This is a genomic window from Rhodococcoides fascians A44A, assembly GCF_000760735.1.
In the GTDB taxonomy this organism is placed as follows: Bacteria; Actinomycetota; Actinomycetes; order Mycobacteriales; family Mycobacteriaceae; genus Rhodococcoides; species Rhodococcoides fascians_E.
In genome coordinates this window covers 64,547-84,545 of the sequence record NZ_JMEX01000007.1, presented here as the reverse complement: position 1 = coordinate 84,545, position 19,999 = coordinate 64,547, and the positions used below count along the sequence as shown (strand labels likewise).

General features: G+C 63.7%; 20 protein-coding genes. 10 read left to right on the top strand and 10 right to left on the bottom strand.

Going from position 1 to position 19,999, the window contains the following annotated elements:
* Positions 1-107: 107 nt before the first annotated feature.
* Positions 108-905: a TY-Chap domain-containing protein gene (locus tag BH95_RS10855; RefSeq protein ID WP_037182089.1), complete on the top strand. Its 798-nt coding sequence runs from the start codon at positions 108-110 to the stop codon at positions 903-905.
* A 2-nt stretch (positions 906-907) separates the two neighbouring features.
* On the opposite strand, the gene BH95_RS10850 is transcribed toward BH95_RS10855, so the two are convergent.
* Positions 908-1,546: an isochorismatase family protein gene (locus BH95_RS10850; RefSeq protein ID WP_208601167.1), complete on the bottom strand. Its 639-nt coding sequence runs from the start codon at positions 1,544-1,546 to the stop codon at positions 908-910.
* Positions 1,547-1,653: 107 nt separating this feature from the next.
* Between BH95_RS10850 and BH95_RS10845 the strand changes: the two genes are divergently transcribed.
* The gene (locus tag BH95_RS10845; protein WP_020112744.1) at positions 1,654-2,601 is read left to right on the top strand and encodes a GlxA family transcriptional regulator; all 948 of its coding nucleotides are present in this window, start codon (positions 1,654-1,656) and stop codon (positions 2,599-2,601) included.
* A 9-nt stretch (positions 2,602-2,610) separates the two neighbouring features.
* Here BH95_RS10845 and BH95_RS10840 read toward each other — a convergent pair whose 3' ends face one another.
* Positions 2,611-3,255 (bottom strand): VWA domain-containing protein, encoded by a 645-nt coding sequence (locus BH95_RS10840; RefSeq protein WP_026347464.1) that lies wholly within the window; start codon positions 3,253-3,255, stop codon positions 2,611-2,613.
* A 135-nt stretch (positions 3,256-3,390) separates the two neighbouring features.
* On the opposite strand from BH95_RS10840, the gene BH95_RS10835 reads away from it, so the two are divergent.
* On the top strand, positions 3,391-4,074 hold the full coding sequence (locus tag BH95_RS10835; RefSeq protein WP_033187935.1) for a TerD family protein: 684 nt from the start codon (positions 3,391-3,393) through the stop codon (positions 4,072-4,074).
* 38 nt (positions 4,075-4,112) lie between these two features.
* On the opposite strand, the gene BH95_RS10830 is transcribed toward BH95_RS10835, so the two are convergent.
* From BH95_RS10830 to BH95_RS10805, 6 genes are all read right to left on the bottom strand, one after another.
* Positions 4,113-4,655 (bottom strand): DUF2231 domain-containing protein, encoded by a 543-nt coding sequence (locus BH95_RS10830; RefSeq protein ID WP_019663287.1) that lies wholly within the window; start codon positions 4,653-4,655, stop codon positions 4,113-4,115.
* Between the two features lie 111 nt (positions 4,656-4,766).
* Positions 4,767-5,873, bottom strand: a complete 1,107-nt coding sequence (locus BH95_RS10825) for a phosphotransferase family protein (protein ID WP_020112742.1) — start codon at positions 5,871-5,873, stop codon at positions 4,767-4,769.
* A complete protein-coding gene (locus tag BH95_RS10820; RefSeq protein ID WP_019663285.1) occupies positions 5,870-6,220 on the bottom strand; it encodes a hypothetical protein in 351 nt (116 codons plus the stop codon). Before BH95_RS10820 ends, BH95_RS10825 begins: the two co-directional genes overlap by 4 nt.
* On the bottom strand, positions 6,217-7,266 hold the full coding sequence (locus BH95_RS10815; RefSeq protein WP_037182085.1) for a TIGR03857 family LLM class F420-dependent oxidoreductase: 1,050 nt from the start codon (positions 7,264-7,266) through the stop codon (positions 6,217-6,219). Before BH95_RS10815 ends, BH95_RS10820 begins: the two co-directional genes overlap by 4 nt.
* A complete protein-coding gene (locus tag BH95_RS10810; RefSeq protein ID WP_037182082.1) occupies positions 7,259-8,350 on the bottom strand; it encodes a phosphotransferase in 1,092 nt (363 codons plus the stop codon). The genes BH95_RS10815 and BH95_RS10810 overlap by 8 nt, the downstream gene beginning before the upstream one ends.
* A 13-nt stretch (positions 8,351-8,363) precedes the next feature.
* The gene (locus tag BH95_RS10805) at positions 8,364-10,097 is read right to left on the bottom strand and encodes a PEP-utilizing enzyme (protein WP_037182073.1); all 1,734 of its coding nucleotides are present in this window, start codon (positions 10,095-10,097) and stop codon (positions 8,364-8,366) included.
* 269 nt (positions 10,098-10,366) lie between these two features.
* On the opposite strand from BH95_RS10805, the gene surE reads away from it, so the two are divergent.
* On the top strand, positions 10,367-11,155 hold the full coding sequence (surE, locus tag BH95_RS10800; RefSeq protein ID WP_027498975.1) for a 5'/3'-nucleotidase SurE: 789 nt from the start codon (positions 10,367-10,369) through the stop codon (positions 11,153-11,155).
* 51 nt (positions 11,156-11,206) lie between these two features.
* On the opposite strand, the gene BH95_RS10795 is transcribed toward surE, so the two are convergent.
* On the bottom strand, positions 11,207-11,818 hold the full coding sequence (locus BH95_RS10795) for a hypothetical protein (protein ID WP_037182071.1): 612 nt from the start codon (positions 11,816-11,818) through the stop codon (positions 11,207-11,209).
* On the bottom strand, positions 11,815-13,311 hold the full coding sequence (locus BH95_RS10790) for an AMP-binding protein (RefSeq protein ID WP_037182068.1): 1,497 nt from the start codon (positions 13,309-13,311) through the stop codon (positions 11,815-11,817). The genes BH95_RS10795 and BH95_RS10790 overlap by 4 nt, the downstream gene beginning before the upstream one ends.
* Before the next feature lie 146 nt (positions 13,312-13,457).
* Between BH95_RS10790 and BH95_RS10785 the strand changes: the two genes are divergently transcribed.
* The 6 genes from BH95_RS10785 to BH95_RS10760 are packed head-to-tail and all read left to right on the top strand — an operon-like array spanning position 13,458 to position 19,990.
* Positions 13,458-14,660 carry a cytochrome P450 gene (locus BH95_RS10785; RefSeq protein ID WP_037182065.1) on the top strand — a complete coding sequence of 401 codons (1,203 nt, stop codon included), beginning with the start codon at positions 13,458-13,460 and terminating at the stop codon, positions 14,658-14,660.
* Entirely contained in the window at positions 14,653-16,050 is a 1,398-nt protein-coding gene (locus tag BH95_RS10780) for an aldehyde dehydrogenase family protein (RefSeq protein ID WP_244164921.1), read from the top strand. Before BH95_RS10785 ends, BH95_RS10780 begins: the two co-directional genes overlap by 8 nt.
* Positions 16,047-16,826 carry an SDR family oxidoreductase gene (locus BH95_RS10775; protein WP_019667716.1) on the top strand — a complete coding sequence of 260 codons (780 nt, stop codon included), beginning with the start codon at positions 16,047-16,049 and terminating at the stop codon, positions 16,824-16,826. The genes BH95_RS10780 and BH95_RS10775 overlap by 4 nt, the downstream gene beginning before the upstream one ends.
* Entirely contained in the window at positions 16,823-18,283 is a 1,461-nt protein-coding gene (locus BH95_RS10770; RefSeq protein WP_037182062.1) for a pyruvate, phosphate dikinase, read from the top strand. Before BH95_RS10775 ends, BH95_RS10770 begins: the two co-directional genes overlap by 4 nt.
* Positions 18,284-18,287: 4 nt before the next feature.
* Positions 18,288-18,980 carry a TetR/AcrR family transcriptional regulator gene (locus tag BH95_RS10765; protein ID WP_037182349.1) on the top strand — a complete coding sequence of 231 codons (693 nt, stop codon included), beginning with the start codon at positions 18,288-18,290 and terminating at the stop codon, positions 18,978-18,980.
* Positions 18,977-19,990, top strand: a complete 1,014-nt coding sequence (locus BH95_RS10760; protein ID WP_037182061.1) for a ferredoxin--NADP reductase — start codon at positions 18,977-18,979, stop codon at positions 19,988-19,990. The genes BH95_RS10765 and BH95_RS10760 overlap by 4 nt, the downstream gene beginning before the upstream one ends.
* Positions 19,991-19,999 lie beyond the last annotated feature (9 nt).

The window sequence follows — 19,999 nt, the reverse complement described above, 5'->3', positions numbered from 1 at the left end:
GTAGCAATCCGAGCGCAACCCTCGGCCCACCCAGTGGGCCCGCACCCGTCGGACCAGTAGTTATCATGGTTCGGGTAGTTCAAAACTTGTCCAGTTCAGGAGGCCTCATGATCGAGGACCCTGACTTCGACACGGAAGTGAACACGTCCTGGACAGTGTTCGCTGCCCGCCTGGGCCGGTATCTCGACGGCATGCGCGCACCCCAGACCCTCACCCTTCTGTCGGACTCGGTCTGGCAGGTGAGCGGACTGTCGGTGGTTCTCACCAAGGACCGTGACCTCGTCGACGCGGTGGCGCACGTCCCCAGGTCGCTACTCGACGCACGCACTGCGGAGGAGCGAACGACCCTCGCGTACGCCCGGTGGCGCGCCAGCCCCGCCCGGTCGCACTCGGACGGCACGGAGCTCAGGATCAGCGGCAACGGCACGCCCATTGCCCGCACGGTCATGACACTGTTCCGGGATTTCGGACGGATCAGCCACCCATCGTTTCTGGCGCTCGACGCCACCGGCGCTTCGCCGGGTTGGATCCTCGACGGAAGCCGAGCCCGAACGGACGACGATCTGACCTCGCGTGTGTTCGCCGTGCTAGGACCTGTCGCCGTGGATCGCCTCGTCCGCGACGCGCACATCCGAGTACTCGACGACGAGGCCGTCGTCGAGTACTCGGCAACCTACACCGGGGAGCCGCCCACACCCGCGTCGATACTTCGGTTGGCAGAATCGTGGCCCGACATGGCATTTCGCGTCGCGCCCGACGCGGTTGCCGTGGTGGCGCGCGTCGATTGCTCTCCGTTGGTCGAGGAACACCTGGTCCGAAAAACTCGTATGTTCCTTCGATTTCTCGACGAGGCAGGCGCCCGCTTGACGAACCGCGAATCACGGAGCGCAAGCCGTCGACGCTGAGGTCACTCTCCTCCGAAAGTGTCGTTCCCCTGGGCCGCGGACACGACCAGGTTGTTCGCGGTGAGGCTCGATCCGGACTTGACGGCCTCGATCCAGTCCGACGTCGACGCCACCGCGGCGAAGTTGGACTGATAGAGCACCATCAACGTGCTGTGCAGATCCTCTGCCGACACCGTGCCGGCCTCGTTCGCGAGATTGATCGCGCCGGTGGCGTCGGAGAGGATCTCAGCGCTGACATCGAGCGCCTCCGCACCGGCTGCCGTGGCCAGGTCGCAGTTGTTGGTCATGTATCCGACGATCGTGATCGTGTCGATCCGGTTGGCTGTCAACCACTCCGCGACGGAGGTTCCCTCGAACACGCTGCTGAACTTTTTCTCGACGCGTTCGAACGTAGGTTGTACCAGCGCAGCGATCCGCGGATGGAGTTCCCAGGCGGGTGTGCCCTTGACGAATGCGGGCGACCCTTCCGGCATCTCGTGCTGCACGATCGCAACCGGAATATCCTGCGAGGCAGCAACTTCGATGGCGCTGGCAATGTTGGCCAGCGACTCCTCGCGCGGTGGGTACTGAATTTTCAGTACACCGTCGAAGTACTCCTGCTGGACGTCGACGACGATCAGCGCGCGGCGTGGTGCAGTCATGGTCATCCTCCTCGTGTTGGGTAGCTCCGATTCTTCAGCCTGATTCTTGCGCCGACTAGTGGCACGGATGCATACTTTCGATGACTTTGCGCCACAGTTGGAGGGGTATGAAGATTGCGCTGTACGCATTCGATGGAATCACCATGTTCCATCTCGCCGCGCCGCTCATGGTGTTCGGCGAGGTCACTCGACTCGACGAGGCGCAGGACTGGCAAACGCGCGTGTGGTCGGACGATGCACAGCAGGTAAGGACGGCCGAGGGCTACTCGTTGGGTGACCTCGCGGGACCCGAGGCAATCGAATGGGCGGACATCGTGATCGTCCCGTCCTGGCCGGTGTCCCTGCCGCCTGTCGACGTCGAACTCGGCTCACGCATACGACAAGCTCATCGGCGCGGCGCAGAGGTCGCCGGACTGTGCCTCGGCTCCTTTGCGATTGCCGACACAGGCATCCTCGCGGGCCGCCCGGCCGTCACGCACTGGACCAAGATGGCGGAACTGCAAGCGAGGACCACCCAGACACAACCCGACTCCTCGGTGCTCTACGTGGACCACGGCGACGTCCTCACGTCGGCGGGAACCGCGTCGTCGATCGATGCGTGCCTGCACATCGTCCGCAAGCACCTCGGATCCGCCGCGGCCACCTCCGTCGCGCGCAGCCTCGTCGTGGCACCCCACCGCGAGGGCGGTCAAGCCCAGTACATCGAGCGGCCCGTCACGCACGCCGAGGACACGACCATCGCCGACGTCCTGGAGTGGGCTCTTGCACGCTTGCACGAGCCTCTACCGATCGACCGGCTAGCCGAACGTGCGCACATGAGCCGGCGGAGCTTCATCCGGCAGTTCCAGTCGGCAACCGGAACCACGCCCGCACGGTGGGTGCTGGATCGACGCCTCGACGAAGCCAGGAGCCTGCTGGAGACGACGACGAAATCCATCGACGACGTCGCGACTGCCTGCGGATTCGGCAGCACGGTGACCTTTCGCCAGAACTTCGCTTCGGCGTTCGCGGTTGCACCCACGACATACCGAAAACAGTTCGCCCCCAGGCGGTAGCGGGCTCGCTCACTCCCCTCGAGCTCGGCGACGATCCTCCTCCGAGAAGCCCTGCACCGGGGGCGCCCCCATCACCGAGGCGCGCTTGCGACTCTGATAGCTCGCCACCGAATCGAACGCGGACGTGACGCCCACGGTGGTGGACACGTACGTCATGGACTTGTCACGGGCGAAGCCGAGGCCGGTGCCCACGTCCACTGCATCGATGTTGGCGCCGAGAAACACGAAGTCCCACTGATAGTCCCGCTCCTGCTGTTCGATGAGGGTGCGAACAGCCGTGTTGCTCCACTCCTTGCTCGCGTTCTCGTGACCGTCGGTCATCACGAGGAAGGTGACGGAACCAGGACGCTCGTCCTCGGGTGTTGCTGCGAGCTCCGAGCCCACATCGGTGATGAGCCGGCCGATGGCGTCGTACAGCGCCGTCATGCCCCGAGGCTCGAGCACGAGAGGCGGAACCGAATCGATCGGTTGCGAGCTGTAGACCATGTCGTAGCGATCGTCGAACTGCGCAAGAGTGACCACCGTGTCACCCTCGTGCGCACGCTCTTTCGCGATGAACGAGTCGAAACCACCGCGAGTGTCATCGGCAATGGCGTTCATGGAACCCGAGCGGTCGAGCAACGCGGCCACCAGAGACAACTGTGGATTCGTCAAAGAAAACCTCCTGAGAAAGTGCGCGGACTCGCGCGGGTGAAGCTGATGAAAAGAACCGTACCGAGGGGTACCGACACGTTTGCCCGCTATTCTCGGACAAGGCAAAACGGACACCACGACGAGTAGGCAAATTTCATGGCGATCGACTACACCCGCAAGCCTTCGACCCCGGCAACGCCCGCAGTGAGCCTGAGCAAGGTGACGCTGTCCAAGTCGGCGCCCTCGGTGAACCTGACGAAGGCGGGCGAGTCACAGGGCACGATGCGTGTCAATTTGAACTGGTCGACGGGTGCGACCCCCGCACCGAAGAAGAAGGGCTTTCTGGCGAAGCTGGCCGCGGCGTCCTACGGGACCGGCGGCGTCGACCTCGACCTCGGCTGCCTCTACGAACTCGCCGACGGCTCCAAGGGCGTCATTCAGGCGCTCGGCAACAGCTTCGGCGCGGTCGATCGCGCTCCGTACATCGCACTGGACGGTGACGATCGCTCGGGCACTGTCGTCGGCGGCGAGAACATGCACATCAACCTCGCCCGCCCCGAGATGTTCAAGCGGGTCCTGATCTTCGCGATGATCTACGAGGGCGCCCCCAACTGGGCCGCAGTCGACGGCGTCGTCACCCTGTTCCCGACCTCGGGTCCACAGGTCGAGGTGAAGCTCGAGTCGGACAGCAACTCCGCTCGAATCTGCGCAATTGCGTTGCTGGAGAGCGGGAAACAGGGAGTCACCGTAACCCGCTTGGTGGAATACATCCAGGGCAGCCAGTCGGATCTCGACAAGAAGTACGGCTGGGGCATGAAATGGGCTGCGGGACGAAAGTAGCCGAAGGCGATTGTCCCGCCCCGCGTGGATTCGAGGTTCTACGTCAGCTGGTGCTCGTCGAACGCGGGCTGCTCGGCCGGCTCCTCGGTGACACTGTAGGCAAGGTGACCACCGATGACGCCGCCGAGACCGGCGGCGGTGAGTCCGGCGAGCGCGAGACCCTTCGCGGCTCCGTCCGTGCGACGGCGTCGGCGGAGGAACGAGCCGAGAAACAGGAACACGCCGGTGGCGTTCGCTCCCGCATGGATGATCCCGACTCGGCGTGCACGTGGGCCGCGGGTGGACCAGTCACCCCACCCGGTGGCAATGGTTGCGGGCGCCGACAGCAGACCGAGCCCGATCAGCCGCTGAGCGGCCTTCGACTCGAAGCCGACGAGGTCGAGCACGACGGCGCTCGTCCACGCGCCGACCGTGACGTTCACCAATGCGGGGTGGATGGGGTGGCCCACGAACGACCCGCGTAGGAGCCCACCGACCACTGTGTCGTCGAGTGCGGGCTTCAGGACGCCGTTGATCGCATCGCTCTCCTTGTCCAGGAAGGACGCATCTTCGAGGCTGTTCAATACTCCGGGGAGGCTCATGTGATCTCGCCTACCCCGCGGATCACGACGTCAACCTCTGGGTTGGCTAACCACACTGCCCGTCGTACACGCCAGCGGCGAGGACTAGCTGTACTGATCCCTATGTGAGGGTCAGGCCACCTCCAACGCCTGCGTCACGTTCGTCAGCGCAGCAACCGACTTCCAGTCGATCACTGCCGCGCAGTTACGTTCGAGCAACGCCAGGATCAGTCGGTTGACGACGTCGTTGTCCGGTAGAACGTCGATCGCCGCCAAGGTGATGTACAGGCCGCTGAGGAGTTGGATCTGGTAATCACACGTTGCTTTGTCGATGCTGTATCCCGATGCACGCTCGGCGAACACGTCGACGTACCGCTGCAGCAGCCGCCTTTCGATGATTCGCCTGTCGTCCGTCGCAACACTTCCGGACATGAAATAACCGACGTCGTACATGGGATTGCGCAGGCCCGTCACCTGCCAATCGATGAGGATCGCGGCCGGGACAGCACCCGAGGTGTCGAACAGAATGTTGTCCACCCGCGGGTCTCCGTGAGTGAAGGTGAGTCTGCGTTGCGGAAGCCGGTACCAGTCTCGTACGAGCGCGGTGGCCTCCGAAACAGCGATCAGAGATTCCCGAGGTAGGTCTTCGGCGAATCGACGTAACGCAGCCTGCGCGCCTCTCTCGGCAGCAGCGGACCAGTATTCACACACGTCGCCGAGACGGATCATCCACCCCGGAGCCGTTGCGTCGGTGAGTGGGAAGAACTCCGAATGCAGCCGAGCCAGTTCCACGATCACGGATTCTGCTTCCACCGGGCCGCACCCCGCGATCTGATTGCCCGCAGTCGTCGTGGTGCTCAAATCCTCCATCACGAGGTTGATGGTGGTCTCGTCGCCTGTCACCCAGTACTTCAGCGGAATTCGGCACGCGTGACGCTCCGAGATATCGACGTACGCTCCGATCTCCCGGTGATAAGCGCCGCTCCGCAAACCGTGAGCATGTACACCGGGATCACTCGGCTTCAGTTTGACGACGAGCGACTTCGGTGCCTCGCCCGCCGCACCGGAGTACTCGATCGCCACGCGAACCGTGTCACTGACGTTTCCGGCGCCGATGGGGGCAGCCGACACGGAGGCGACATCGACACCCGGAATTCCGGCGTACCGAAGGACCGACTGAATCCACGCGGAATCGATTTCCGCGACAGTGTCCAACAATCGTGGTTCGACTGTACTCATGACCATGATCCTTCGAAGTAGCCGGAATTCCAGACGTCGGTGATGACACCGCCGTCAGCTTTGAAAATCTCTATGCCGCACAGCTTCTCGCCTGTTGCACGACGGACTGCATTCCACGTCAACGACGCATGGGTGTCGTCGCCGACCAGGGTCACCACAGAGAACTCCGGCTCGTGAGCTGCGAGATCGGCCTCGATCCGCGCGAACTGTTGGTCTCGGTTCAGTGCGGTGACCGACCCAGCCGCGTGGCGCACCATCGGATCACCGCAGATCTCGTACACCAGCTGAAGTTGCCGATCGTTGTAGAGCTCGAAGAGGTACCTCTCGACCAGTCGAACGGCGTTCATGCGGACACCGCAGCGTTCGAGAAGGCCGACACCGTCGACCGAAGTTCCGACGGCGTTGCACCGTGCAGGATCACCCCGTCGACGCCCAGGTCGAATTGATGCCGGACCAGATCTGCGCACCGCTGCGGTGAACCCGTTGCCGCACAGTCCAGCCACTCGGCAGGGATGACCTTCGCCAGTTCCGAGAATGTGTCGGTGTCGCCTACCGCGTCGGCCCATCCGGGTAGGTTTCGTACTACGGCCGAGCGACGGAACTCCTCGAGCTTCGCCGAATCCCACCGGTTGGTCGACACCAACAGGTCGCCGTACACCTGCAGGTAGGTTGCGATGCGGCCGACGGTCTTCTTCAGCATCGTCTGCTCGTCGATCTCGTCGCTGACCGTGGCATAGCAGGACCACACCTGCACGCTGTTCGGATCGCGGCCTGCGTGCTCGGCCGCGTCCCGCACCGCCTTCACCGACCGCACGACGGTCTCGTCGGAGAAGAACGTGTGCAGGACCACCACGTCGTACGCCCGGCCCGCCATCGCAAGTGTCCGGTCTCCGAACGCAGTCGTCGCCAGCGGAATGTCCTCGTCGAAGGTGGGATCCAAAGACAGAGCTGGATACTTCCCCAGCGGACCGTCGTAATCCAGGATCTTCTCTCCTCGCCACAACCGACGCACGACGTGCGCGAACTCCTCGAGCTGCACTGTGGTGGTCTGCTTCAGCCCCATCGCCGCGATCTGCGGCACGAGTCCACGACCGACACCGAGAGTGAACCGGCCGCCGGTCAGTCGGTGCATGGTCGATCCGAACGCAGCGGTGATCGACGGATGACGGGTGTTGATGTTGGTGGCAGCCGTCGTGACACCGATGGTCGACGTGACCGCGCCCGCAGCACCCGACAATGCGCACGCTTCCTTGACGTTGAGGCGCTCGGAGATGAATGCCTGCCCGATGCCCATGGCCTCGGCCTCGGCCAACTCGTCGAGCATGGTTCTCGGGCTCTCGACGTGGCCGCCCAGCGTGTAGAAACCCAATCGATCGACGCGCGGCTCAGACATGGACAGCCTGCTTCGACTGTTCGATGATCCTCGCCAGCGCATCGTGGTCACGAGCATGGGCCAGCGAATTCGCGACCATCGACACGAACAGGTCGTCACCCCGCTCGGTTCGAACGACGAGCATCGCTGCCGCGACACCGATGACCAAGTTCTGGAACGTCCCGATCGGATAGTCACGCAGCAAGTCGTCGAAGCCGTAGTTCGCGACGCCGAGGGCACGAAGCTCGTCGTGATAGACCTTCAGCAGAGCCGCTTCGTTCGCCCGGCGGGTGTCCTGATCGAGTGCACCACCGACGAAGTACGCGACATCGACTGTGCCGGGGGCGAATATCACTGTCTGCCAATCCAACACTGCCAACGAAACGTCACCACCCGCCGCGTCGAACAACACATTGTCCGGACGGAAGTCTCCGTGCTGAACAGTGAAGGGGACGGTCCGCAGCGCCGCGTAGTAGTCGGCTATGTGCTCGGTGAACGCGCGCCCCAACGCGAGGTCCTCGGCAGTGAGCCTGTCACGATATCTCTCCTCGAACCCCGCCCACCACAACGGCATCATGTCGACGAACCTGGCCCAGTAGGTGCCGGAAATGTCGAGCCACGGGTTGCCGTCGAGTTCGGCGGATCCCCAGAACGGAGCGTGGATGCGCGCCGCCTCGACGACGGCGAGCGTCGTCTCCTCGACGGTGCATCCGCGAATCTGGTCACCGGGTCGCGCGGGGCTGAGGTCCTCCAGCACGAGCACGAACTCTGTTCGATTGGAATCGATCTCGGCGTGATGACAGACCGGGACTCGCACTTTCAGACGAGGGGCGATGTCCTGGTAGAAGCGGACCTCGCGAAGATAGTTCATCTCCGTCCGTCCCGCGGACCGACTCTGCTCGTTCTCGGAACTGACCTTCAACACGAACGACAACGGCGCGTCGGTCGATCCCGAGTACGTCGGAGTCACTTGGATGCTGTCGGCAACCTGACCGGTCCCGATGGGACGTGCATCGACGGCGGTGACGGTCAGCATGGGGTCGAGCAGGCCGGCGTCGTGCAGAACCTCGTCGATCCAGCTGGGACATATGTCCGATGCGTGCATGTGGGGCCGCCTCCTAGAGAACCGTCACGGTTCCGGTCGAACCGTCCACTTCGATCTGGGCACCGTCGGCAATGCGGACGGTTGCGTCCGTCGCCGACACGATGCACGGGATACCCAGCTCGCGACTGACGATCGCGGCATGGGAGAACGGGGCACCGACGTCGACCACCACTGCCGCGGCCGTGACGAACAACGGCGTCCACGACGGGTCCGTGATGGGCGCGACGAGAATGTCGCCCGCCTCGAGTGCCGACGGATCGTCCGGTGAGAGCAGCACACGGGCTCGGCCGCGGGCGATTCCGGTACATCCGGAGACACCGACGATCGACTCCCCCTGCCCCAGCAGAGTGCTGCGCCGGTCGGCTCGGAGCGGCCACTCCTCGACCGGTGGAGCTGTGCCGTCGACGACGAAAGGCGGCTGACGGTCGAACAGGTCCAGATACGTCCTCTCACGGTCGGCGAGAGTGGAGGTGAGCGTCGCGGGATCCGAGAGGTAGGTGTCGATCTCGTCGGCGAACAGCATGAAGATGTGCTTCACTTCGATCAGCGAGCCCGCGGCCACACCGCGCCGGCCCAGTTCGAGTGCAGCAAGCCGAATCTCGTGCATCAGCATCGCGGCCGTCGTGCGTCCGCGTTCGCGGCCTCGCATCCAGAGTGCGGCAGCGTTCAGCACAGCTTCGAACTGTCCCGACGCCTCCGCGTCCGCGGCAAGGGCTTCACGCACCAGTTCCGATGCGGCCTCCCGTTGGGAAGCACGCTCTGCGGTCTTCGTCTCCGGAGCCTCGGATTCGTCGACGTGACGCATCCTGTCGATCGTGCCGAGCGCCAGAGCAGGATTCACTCCCCACGTGGTGGCGCGGATCTCCCACTCGGCGGGACCGCGGAAGTCCCAGTCCCTCAGGAAGTCGTCGAGCTCGCGGGTGAACGCCACGACATCGGAATCGTCGGAAGCGCTCAGACGCTCGTACAACTCTGCGACACCTGCGTCGAAGAGCTCGGCGATCTGCGCCTTCTGCGCGAGGCGGCCCAGGTTCCACATCCTGATCGACGGCAGTGCCGAGTCGATGTTCCCGATCCCCGCGACGAGAGTGAGAGCAAGTTCGGGGCGGCCGATCGCTTCCGTCAGCTGCGCCATGGCACCCAGGCCGACACCCGACTTGAGGCTGGCTTCGATGTGGTGCTTGAAGAGACGACGCAGCAGTGTCTCGAACGAGCGCATGCGCGAGAACAATTCGGCGTCGGACAGCGTGGCCAAGTCGGGACGCTCCGCTCGGATTCGCTCCACCTCGACGCGGTCTGCGTCGTACGCGGCGAGATCGGTGGCGCCGAGCACCTGCTCGCCGAGCCACTGCCCGGCCTTGGCCTCGTACTCCGCGTTCTCGTCGAAGTCGCGGCGTTCGCTCTCGTAGCTGGGAATTCCCGGCATGTCTCCGAAGTACTGCAGATCGACAGCCTCCGCGGACATCCCCGGGACGCGAACACCGAACAACCGCATCAGGGACATGTTGATGTAGAGGTAGCTCCCGAAGGCCGGCAGGATGTTCATGGGGACGGTCTCGTCGTAGAGGTCCTTGTCCCACACTCCGCAGGCCACGAAGGCGTCGCGCCAACCCGGTTCCAGTCCGTGCTGAAATCCGACCGATGCATTCAGTGGGCTGATGGGGTCCGGGAAGATCTCACCGACGTTGGCCCGCGAGTACAGCGGAAACACCTTGGACGTTGCGTCGTTGATCGGCCACTCGGCCATGTCGTACCTCTTTCGTCGAGACGGTCTTCCGTGCGGGCGATCCCGTCGAAGCCCTCGTCGTACCGAATGGTTAGCGAACGTGTATTCACAGTATTATGTGACTGCGATCACGGTGTCAATAGCCTTTCCGAGGATTCCGGACGCCATTCGCCCCGCTGTCCAGTGGTCCACACCCGAAAGCTGGACAAAAGTGCGAACACTAAGTCACTATCGGTGGACGATCACTAGTGCACCCACTTTTCTGCCGGGTGCGCGAAAGGGGAACTGCGATGCGCATTCTGGTCACCAACGACGACGGAATCGACGCGCCCGGCTTGTCGACCGTGGCACAGGCACTCGTCCGAGCAGGACACGAGATCGTCGTCGGCGCTCCCATGACGGAGAGCAGTGGAAGCGGAACGTCGCTCGGCACGCTGGAACACGGCGCAGTCGTCGCCGTCGAACCACGGACGCTTCCAGGACTTCCGACAGTGGAAGCGTTCGCGTTCGACTGCCCGCCTGCATTCGCAGTCCTCGCGTTCTGCGCAGGACAGTTCGGTCCGCAGCCGGATCTCGTGGTCAGTGGTATCAATCCCGGCCACAACACCGGCAGATCCGTACTTTTCTCGTCCACCGTGGGCGCTGTACTGACGGCTCGAATCGCCGGCATAGGCGGGGTGGCCGTCAGCTGCGGTTTCCCTCCCGACCACCGGTTCGACACGGCAGCCGAGGTCGCAGTTCGAGTCGTGCGGTGGATAGAGGAGAACGACGCGCACCGAATGACACTGAACGTGAATGTCCCGGACGTGGACTTCGACCAGTTGCGCGGCCTCTGCGTCGCATCCCTCGGCGCACGCAGCCTGCTCGGGCTGAGAATCACTCGAGTGGACGGCGGAGTGGAACTGTTGCGTTACGACAACACAAGTGGTTTGAGCATGGGTACCGATGCGGCGACGGTTCGAGCCGGCTCGGTCGCGGTGACTGCGCTGACGTCCGTCGGGTCCGACGACGATGTCGCCGCCACGACCCTGGGCACGGTCGTCGACGTGTTGAAGACCGCGGGCGCTACGCGCTGGTGAGTGGAAATGCGCACCCTGGTGCGCATTTCCACTCACATGCCGCGAAGCGGCCTACTCGTCCTGCTCACCACGTTCCCGGCCGGACACCATGATCAGGTCCTGATGCAGTTCCATCCAGATGTCGTGGTAGCTGTCGTACATCGGCCTCGCGAACGCAGCGCGATCACCGCCCTCGATCCGCGTCAGCGCCGCCGACAGCCTGGAGGAATACAACCCCATGCGAGGGTCCTCCACCCCCAACGGTTCCAGCGCTTCGACGATCTCGACGTGGACCGCAGCCAGATCGTTCACGACGCCGGAGTCGTAGTCCGGATCCGAGTGGTCGTTCGGCGTCGACTCGTCGCGCATCTGCCACGCATTACAGATCTGCTTGAATCGCCTGTTCAGCGGCAGGAACACGTGATGAAACTCCGCGACCGCCGGGCCCGGATGCACCGCACCCAGCAACTCGGCATGAAGTTCCTTCCCGACCGGAGTCAGCATCGTCCCGCTCATCCGCCCCTCCTTCCGCACGACCAGATGATCCTGGAGGAGCGGCTCCAGCCGCGACGCAAGTACGTCAGGGGCAAGTCCGACCATCGCGGCCAGGACCGGATCCGTCGCCAGTCCCTTGATTCGGATGGAATGCAGAATCGAGAACGATTCCTGCGCAGTGGTCGTCATGAGTGCCCTCCTGTAGAAGCGAATTCGTCTTTCAATGCACGCTTGTTCAACTTGCCGGTCGGCAACCGAGGGAGCCTCGCGACGAACTCCACGACCCGCGGAGTCTTGTAGTGGGCCAATCGGTCCCGGCAGTACGCGATGAGGTCGGCCTCGGTGACCGCAGTGTCGGCAAGTTCGACGACAGCTTTGACCCGTTCACCGAATTCCGCGTCGGGAATGCCGAAGACTGCCGCATCGAGAACACCCGGGTGTCCGACGAGTACTGCCTCGATCTCGTCGGGATAGATGTTGACACCCCCGGAGATGATCATGAAACCCTTGCGCCCGACCAGATAGAGGAAGCCGTCGACGTCGACGTATCCGACATCGCCCATCTGTTTCCACCCGCTGGAGTCGGCCGCATTCGTATAGGACTGCGTCGTAACGGGTTCGAACCAGACAGTTCCCACCTGCCCGGCAACCACTTCGACACCGTCGTCGTCGGTGATGTGCACCGCCGTCGATCCGAGCGGCGTGCCCACCGAACCGGGATGCGTCCTGGCGTCCATCGGGGAGATGTACGTATGCCCGTAACCCTCGGAAGCCCCGTAATACTCGTGCAGAATCGGCCCCCACCACCGATCGATTCCGTTCTTGACGTCGACGGAGCACGGAGCACCCGACGTGAACGCGACCCGATGAGATGCCGGACGGTAACGATCGGCGCCCTGAAGGTTCAGCAACCGGACGAGCATCGTCGGCACCCACTGCGAGTGCGTCACTCCGTAGGCCCCGATCGCATCCAACGCATCCGCGGCGTCGAACTTCTCCATACAGACGATCGTTCCGCCCGCCGCCAGCGTGATGAGCTGGAAGGTGAACGGCGCTGCGTGATAGTTCGGTGCGGGTGACAACAGCACCGTGTCCGCGTCGATCTCCAACTTGTCGACGAGACCTGCATGTCGCGGCGGCGCATCCTCCGGGTGCACTCCGAGAAGAGACTGACGAAAGGCCTTGGGACGACCGGTTGTCCCGCCACTGAACAGCACCCGCGCACCGAGCAGTTCACCGTCGACCGGAGTCTCGGGCCGCCCGTCGAGCGTGCTCGCGAGGTGTTCGAAACCGGGAACGTCGTCGACGCACAAGCGCAGCGGGCGTTGCCCTGCGGATTCCAATGCTCCTGCCACCGTCGATGCCAGTCCTGCACTGGTGACGACACACGCGGGCTCCGCTTCGGACACCAGAGCCGCCAGCTCCGTCGCCTGGAGATGCCAGTTCACCGGCGTCACGAACATCCCGGTACGCATCCCGGCAGCGACGACGACGGGCCAGTGGAGATTGTTCTCCATCACGATGACGACGGTGTCGCCGCTGCTCAGGCCGTGCTCACGCCATCTGTGTGCCAGTTGATTGGACCGGGCATCGAGCTCGCCGTACGTCAGCGACGCACCTGAACCCGCCATGACGTAGGCCAGGTCGTCCGGTCTGTCCCGGGCAATGCTCGGTGGGTACACCTGAAACCTCGTTTGCGAATAGTCGGTCACTAACGTTTTCAAGATATGCGCACGTCACTTTTTTCACAAGATGTGGTTCACACCACTTTGAAAGTGTGGTTTAGTGAAACCCGAGTCGCAAACCAAGCAGTACACGGGAGGACACGATGACGATCACCGACGACGTCGACCTGATGGACCTCCGTCCTTTCGCGGACGGATCCGACCACACTATCTTCGCGCATCTACGCGACGCAGATCCTGTGCACTGGAACGAAGAACCGAACGGACCGGGATTCTGGTCGGTCACCAGATACGACGACGTCAAGACCGTTGCCTCGTCGTTCGAGGACTTCTCCGTCACCGACGGTACCCAGATCGCCAGCAGGCGCGCCGAGGGTGAAGGCGCACGCAGCATCCATCACGTCGATCCGCCCGAACACGGACCGCTACGCGGGATCGTGACTCCTCACGTACGGCCGGTGAAGATCAAATCACTGGAAAAGGACATCGCCGCCGTCATCGATTCCTTGCTCGACACCGCCACCGATGCAGGAACCGTCGACCTCGTCGCCACCGTCACTTCCCAACTTCCACTGGTGATGATCGGCCGACTCCTGGGTGCTCCGCTCGAGGACTGCCCGAACCTGTTGAGGTGGACCAACCAGATGGCAAGCGAGGATCCGGACTACTCGGAGGGTCCCGAGACAGCAGTCCGAGCCCGCGATGAGGTCTTCGGCTACTTTCGGGGCTTGGAGGAGCTGCGCCGACAGTGCCCAGCCGACGACCTGATCAGCGTCCTCACGGCTGCCGAACTGGACGGAAAGCCCCTGACGCGTGGTTATCTCGACGCCTATTACCTGATTCTCATGGTCGCGGGAAACGAGACCACCAGGAACCTGTTGTCCGGCGGAGTTCAGCTGCTGCACGAGAACCCCCGTTGGTGGAATTACATGCGAGAGAACCCCGCGAAGATCCGCGTCGTCGTCGAGGAGATGGTGCGAATGACCTCTCCCGTTCTCTCGATGCGTCGCACCGCGACTCGCGATATCGACATGCACGGCACGACGATCCGAACCGGCGACAAGGTGGTCATGTGGTTCTGTTCGGCCAATCGCGACGAGCGGGTGTTCGACAATCCCGAGGAGTTTCGAGGTGACCGATTCCCCAACGAACACGTCGGTTTCGGTTGGGGCGCGCACGCGTGTCTCGGCTCGAACCTGGCGCGCCTCGAGGCCAAGCTGTTCTTTCAACGCATCGTCGAACGAGGCCTGCGCATGGACGTCACAGGTGACGTGAACCGATTGCAGAGCAACTTCTTTCGAGGAATCAAGACATTGCCGGTGAAAGTGACCCGATTCGATGGCTGAACATGCGGTGACCCTGATCGACGGTGCCGCGTCGACGTCGGGTGACCTCATCGACGTCGTCGACCCGTTCACCGGCCGATCCATCGGGTCGACACACGAATCCGGACCTGCATCGGTGGATCACGCAGTGCGTTCTGCCGCACAAGCATTCGACGAGTGGTCACGCGTGCCGGTCGACGAACGTGCCGCCGTGCTCGAACGTGCCGCACAGCTGGTCGACGAACACAGCACGACCATCGCATCCACAGTGACCGGAGAGATGGGCATGCCCATCGGACTCTCCACGGTGACACAGGCTCGGTTACCCGCAACGGTTCTACGATCCGCCGCGGCTACAGCCCGGTCGTTCCCGTGGGTCGAAGACATCGCCGGTGCTCGACTTCGGCGTCGCCCGAGCGGAGTCGTAGCTGCGATCACACCGTGGAACATGCCCGTCCACCAGATCGTCGCGAAAGTGTCCGCAGCTCTGGCCGCAGGCTGCTCCGTTGTCCTCAAGCCGTCGGAAGCCACACCCTTCGATGCCGTACTGATCGCACGGATCTTCCTGGACGCGGGAGTGCCACCAGGCGCATTCGACGTGGTCCAAGGCACAGGCGCAGTCACCGGGTCCGCCTTGGCCGCCCACCCGGGCGTCACCCACGTGTCCTTCACCGGAAGCGTCGCAGCCGGTCGCACAGTGGCCACCCTCGCAGCAGGGGCACTGTCCAGGACGACCCTGGAGCTCGGCGGAAAGTCGCCTGCGGTGCTCCTGCGCGGCGCCGACCTCGATGTTGCGGTGACCGGTGCGCTCGGAAGCGCACTCGTCAACTCCGGGCAGGCATGCAATGCGCCCACGCGCCTGGTGATTCCCGCAGAACTGGCAGGTGAGATCGAAGAACGCATTGCCGAGGTGACCTACGTACTGGGTGACCCGTCCGATCCAGCCACCACACACGGTCCACTCGCATCCAAACGTCAATTGGATCGTGTTGTCGACTACGCACAGTCCGCCCTGGCCGACGGCGGACGTCTCGTCGTCGGCACCGGCAAGCCCGAGTCGGGCTGCTTCGTGGCCCCGACTGTGATAGCCGATCTTCCGGCAACCGCCCGAGCCGTTCGCGAAGAGATCTTCGGACCGGTCGTCGTACTCCAGACCTACCGCGATGCCGACGAAGCAATACAGCTGGCAAACGACAGCGATTTCGGGCTGTCCGCGGAAGTCTGGGGCGAGACGTCCGACGCCGAGAGTGTGGCAACGAAACTCCATGTGGGACAGGTCAAGGTGAACGGTGTGAAAACCAGAGACAGGCCTGCCGTACCGTTCGGTGGCGTCAAGCAGTCCGGCTACGGACGCGAGCTCGGCGCGCTCGGGCTCAGTGAGTTCACCGATGTCACGGCGGTGATGTCATGACCTTGGTCGTAACGGGTGCAGCGTCGGGCATCGGCTTGGCACTGGTGCGCCGAGCAGTTGCCGCCGGCCACGAGGTCTGGGCCCTGGACAGGAATCCGTGTCCGGAGCCGGACGCCCGCTCCGTACTCTGCGACCTGTCCGATCCGGACGCTATCGAGGCAGCGGAGCTTCCATCGCAGGTCGACATGCTCGCCAACGTCGCCGGTGTTCCCGGAACGGCCCCAGCCGACACGGTACTCGCGGTCAACACACTGGGCATGCGACTGCTCACCGCACGGTGTGTGGGCACGATGCAGCGAGGCGCGCGTATAGTCAACGTTGCTTCCGTTGCGGCACATCGCAACACACTCGGACTACCCGAGATCGCCCGCCTGTTGGAAGTGACGGACCGTGCAGGACTGCGCTCGTGGCTCGACGCGTATCCCCTCGACGGCCCTGCCGCCTACGACACGTCGAAACGTGCGGTGCTGGAGTGGACGTCGTCGCTCGCCTGCCACCTGATCCCCCGCGGAATCGGTGTCGTGTCGGTCAGCCCAGGCCCGACCGAGACGCCGATCCTCGCCGACTTCGAAGCGAGTATGGGTGCGGCCTCCATCGATCGGTCGCAGGCTGCAGTCGGTCGACACGGTACCGCCGACGAAATCGCCGCCGTCGTAGAATTCTTCCTCTCCCCTGCTGCGTCCTGGACCAACGGCATCGATGTACCGGTCGAGGGCGGCCTGTTCGCGACCAGGTCCGCTCTCGTGTCGAACCCACTGAAAGGACTCGCGTCATGAGCATGCCGACGATCGTAGATCTGAACGGCACCGAACCAGGCAGCCGCGAGCTGCTCGGCGGAAAAGCCTACAGCGTCAACAAGATGCGCGCCCTGGGACTAACTGTTCCACCGGCTTTCGCTCTGACCACACCGCTCTGTGCGCAGTACCACGACAACGGTGGAGCTTTACCCGACGACGTGTGGTCCGAGGTCCTCGAGCATCTGGCCCGCCTCGAACACGAGACAGGCCGGAAGTTCGGCGTCGGACCGTTTCCTCTCCTCGTATCGGTTCGGTCCGGAGCCGCGCAGAGCATGCCGGGCATGATGGACACGGTGCTCAATCTGGGTCTCACCGAGCCACTGCGGGACGGACTTGCCGACGCCACCGGAGACACCGAGTGGGCACGAAACACGTGGACTCGCTTCTGTGAGAGCTACACGTCCATCGTCGGACCGGTCCCCGACGACCCCTACCGACAACTCCGAAACGCAATCGGTGCGGTGTTCGATTCGTGGAACAACGAACGTGTCGCCGCTTACCGGGCTCGTCACGGCCTCGGCACGGGCACCGGAACCGCTGTCACCGTGCAGGCCATGGTCTTCGGAAATCGCGACGAACGATCAGGAACCGGCGTGCTGTTCAGTCGCAATCCGAGCACCGGCGAGAACGCGATCTTCGGGGAATGGTTGGCCCGGGCGCAGGGCGAGGACGTGGTGTCCGGGGAACGCACCCCGACTCCGGTCGGCCATCTGAAACAGAGCTTGCCGCACCACTATGTTGAGCTCGAGAAGATCGCCGAGGTGCTCGAGCAGGATCACCGCGACTTGGTGGACATCGAGTTCACCATCGAGTCCGACACGCTGTACGTACTGCAGTGTCGGAAAGGCAAGCGGTCCGCAGCCGCAGCGGTGCAAGTGGCCGTCGACCTAGCTCACTCCGGAACCATCTCGCACAGCGAAGCCGTCGAGCGAGTATCGGCGGAGCACATCCGATCACTCGAACAGACCGACGAGGTCGGAGCCGGTGCTCCTGTCGTCGCACAGGGCAACGGCGCCGGCCCTGGCGCAGCAGCAGGTGTGGCCGTCACCGATACCGACGAAGCTCAGCGTCTCGCAGCCGACGGTACGGCCGTGGTCCTCGTCAGACCGTCGACTGCACCCGACGATGTTCCTGCAATGTTCGAATCCGTGGCGGTGGTCACCGAGGTGGGAGGTTCGACGTCGCACGCCGCGCTCGTCTGTCGCGAGATCGGGCTGCCCTGCGTAGTCGGGTGCGGTCCGGGCACCGTCGATGCATTGCTGGGACGCACCATCACCGTCGACGGCGCGTCAGGGAAGATCTACGAGGGGAACGTCCTGCAGGCAGGCACGCGGACTCATGAGTCGTTGACCGAACTGTTGACGTGGCTTCCCAACCCTCTTCCGGCCGACCACCATCTGGCGTCGGTGACCAACCGGCCTCTCGAAAGTGCATGACGACATGACAGAGAATGCGGCAACCACCGGAATCGACGCCGAGTTCACCCGGGCCGGCCTCGTCGAGAACACCCCGACCTCCCCGAAGCGGGCCAATCGTCGGGGCGAGCAGACCCGGGACAAGATCGTCGCGGCCGCGACCGAGTGTTTCACCGAGTACGGCTACACGCGGACACGCATCTCCGACATCACGCACCGCGCCGACACCGCGCAGGGGAATTTCTATCGCCACTTCACCGGTCTCGACGACGTGTTTCTCGCGGCGTTGCGGCCGGCGCTCGCGGATCTGTCCAATTCGCGCGGGCGGCCGGACCGTGCCCACGGCGAACTCGACTCTCTCATCGAGGTGAACACGACCTACCTGCAGACGTATTCGCGTCACCGACACATGCTGCGCTTGCTTCGTGAGGCAGCCGCGGCCAGCGCAAACGAAGGCTTTCAGCAGTTGTGGCTGAACCTCCGATCGGATTACGTCGCCCGCACCCAGCGGTGGCTGGAACGTCTCGCCGCATCCGACGTGATCGAGAACCGAGATTTCGAGCTGCTCGCGGAAACGCTCGGGTGCATGACCGAGCAGTTGGCCTACGTCCACATCGGGCTCCCGGCCAGCACACCGAAGCGCGAACGTATCAACGAGCTCGGCCGGATTCTGGGCGAGGTCTGGTACCAGACCCTTCCGTTCAGGACCACGACATGACCGATCCCACCGTCCGCACTCTGGGCTCGGAACTCACCATCCTCGATGTCGTCCAGGAGACGGCGGACGCGGTGTCGATCGTGTTCGATACGCAGATCCCCTACACCCCCGGGCAGTTCCTCACCCTTCGTGTGCCGAGCGAACGCACCGAGTTCGTGGCCCGGTGCTACTCACTCGCCAGTTCACCGGTTACGGACATCCATCCCAAGGTGACTGTCAAACGCACGCGCGACGGGTACGCGTCGAACTGGTTGTGCGACAACGTCAAGCCGGGTTCGGTTCTGCGCGTGCTTCCCCCGAGCGGCACGTTCGGTCCTGCCTCGTTCGAGCACGATCTCGTGTTGTTCGCCGGGGGCAGCGGAGTAACGCCGGTCATCTCCATTCTGAAGTCGGCACTGGAGTCTTCGGACTCCCGAGTCGCGGTCTTCTACGCCAACCGCGATCGAGAGTCGATCATCTTCGACGCAGAACTTACCGGCCTCCAAGAGCGCTATCGCGGACGAATCGTCGTCGAACACTGGCTGGAGTCCGAACGTGGTATCCCCACCGACGACGACCTCCGCCAATTCGCCACCGCCTACACGAACAGGCACGCATACATCTGTGGCCCCGGCCCGTTCATGGCTGCGGTCGAATCCGCGCTGCAGGATCTCGGTGTAGGGCACGTTCATATCGAACGGTTCGCCTCCTTGACGGGCGACCCGTTCACGCTGGCGCCTGCGGCCGCCCCGTCCGGTCGGGCATCCACTGTCTCCGTCGAACTGGACGGCGAACAGCACTCGTTGACGTGGCCCGCCGAGTCGACACTCATCGACGTGCTGCTGAACGCAGGAATCGACGCACCCTACTCCTGCCGAGAGGGCGAATGTGGTTCCTGCGCATGCACGTTGAAATCCGGGACAGTCGAACCGGGGGACGGCACGGCACTCACCGAGAACGACCTCGACGACGGTTACATACTCGCGTGCCAGGCGACACCGACGAGCGAGCACCTGGAAGTCGAATTCTGATCGTAGCCC

Excerpts from the sequence above, each read along its gene's own strand:
- BH95_RS10795 (WP_037182071.1), bottom strand. The coding sequence starts at position 11,818 with ATGACGACCACTGCGCAGGAATCGTTCTCGATTCTGCATTCCATCCGA.
- BH95_RS10825 (WP_020112742.1), bottom strand. The coding sequence starts at position 5,873 with ATGAGTACAGTCGAACCACGATTGTTGGACACTGTCGCGGAAATCGAT.
- BH95_RS10810 (WP_037182082.1), bottom strand. The coding sequence starts at position 8,350 with ATGCACGCATCGGACATATGTCCCAGCTGGATCGACGAGGTTCTGCAC.
- BH95_RS10815 (WP_037182085.1), bottom strand. The coding sequence starts at position 7,266 with ATGTCTGAGCCGCGCGTCGATCGATTGGGTTTCTACACGCTGGGCGGC.
- BH95_RS10785 (WP_037182065.1), top strand. The coding sequence starts at position 13,458 with ATGACGATCACCGACGACGTCGACCTGATGGACCTCCGTCCTTTCGCG.
- BH95_RS10775 (WP_019667716.1), top strand. The coding sequence starts at position 16,047 with ATGACCTTGGTCGTAACGGGTGCAGCGTCGGGCATCGGCTTGGCACTG.
- BH95_RS10845 (WP_020112744.1), top strand. The coding sequence starts at position 1,654 with ATGAAGATTGCGCTGTACGCATTCGATGGAATCACCATGTTCCATCTC.
- BH95_RS10765 (WP_037182349.1), top strand. The coding sequence starts at position 18,288 with ATGACAGAGAATGCGGCAACCACCGGAATCGACGCCGAGTTCACCCGG.
- surE (WP_027498975.1), top strand. The coding sequence starts at position 10,367 with ATGCGCATTCTGGTCACCAACGACGACGGAATCGACGCGCCCGGCTTG.
- BH95_RS10835 (WP_033187935.1), top strand. The coding sequence starts at position 3,391 with ATGGCGATCGACTACACCCGCAAGCCTTCGACCCCGGCAACGCCCGCA.
- BH95_RS10830 (WP_019663287.1), bottom strand. The coding sequence starts at position 4,655 with ATGAGCCTCCCCGGAGTATTGAACAGCCTCGAAGATGCGTCCTTCCTG.
- BH95_RS10780 (WP_244164921.1), top strand. The coding sequence starts at position 14,653 with ATGGCTGAACATGCGGTGACCCTGATCGACGGTGCCGCGTCGACGTCG.
- BH95_RS10770 (WP_037182062.1), top strand. The coding sequence starts at position 16,823 with ATGAGCATGCCGACGATCGTAGATCTGAACGGCACCGAACCAGGCAGC.
- BH95_RS10805 (WP_037182073.1), bottom strand. The coding sequence starts at position 10,097 with ATGGCCGAGTGGCCGATCAACGACGCAACGTCCAAGGTGTTTCCGCTG.
- BH95_RS10855 (WP_037182089.1), top strand. The coding sequence starts at position 108 with ATGATCGAGGACCCTGACTTCGACACGGAAGTGAACACGTCCTGGACA.
- BH95_RS10760 (WP_037182061.1), top strand. The coding sequence starts at position 18,977 with ATGACCGATCCCACCGTCCGCACTCTGGGCTCGGAACTCACCATCCTC.
- BH95_RS10820 (WP_019663285.1), bottom strand. The coding sequence starts at position 6,220 with ATGAACGCCGTTCGACTGGTCGAGAGGTACCTCTTCGAGCTCTACAAC.
- BH95_RS10850 (WP_208601167.1), bottom strand. The coding sequence starts at position 1,546 with ATGACTGCACCACGCCGCGCGCTGATCGTCGTCGACGTCCAGCAGGAG.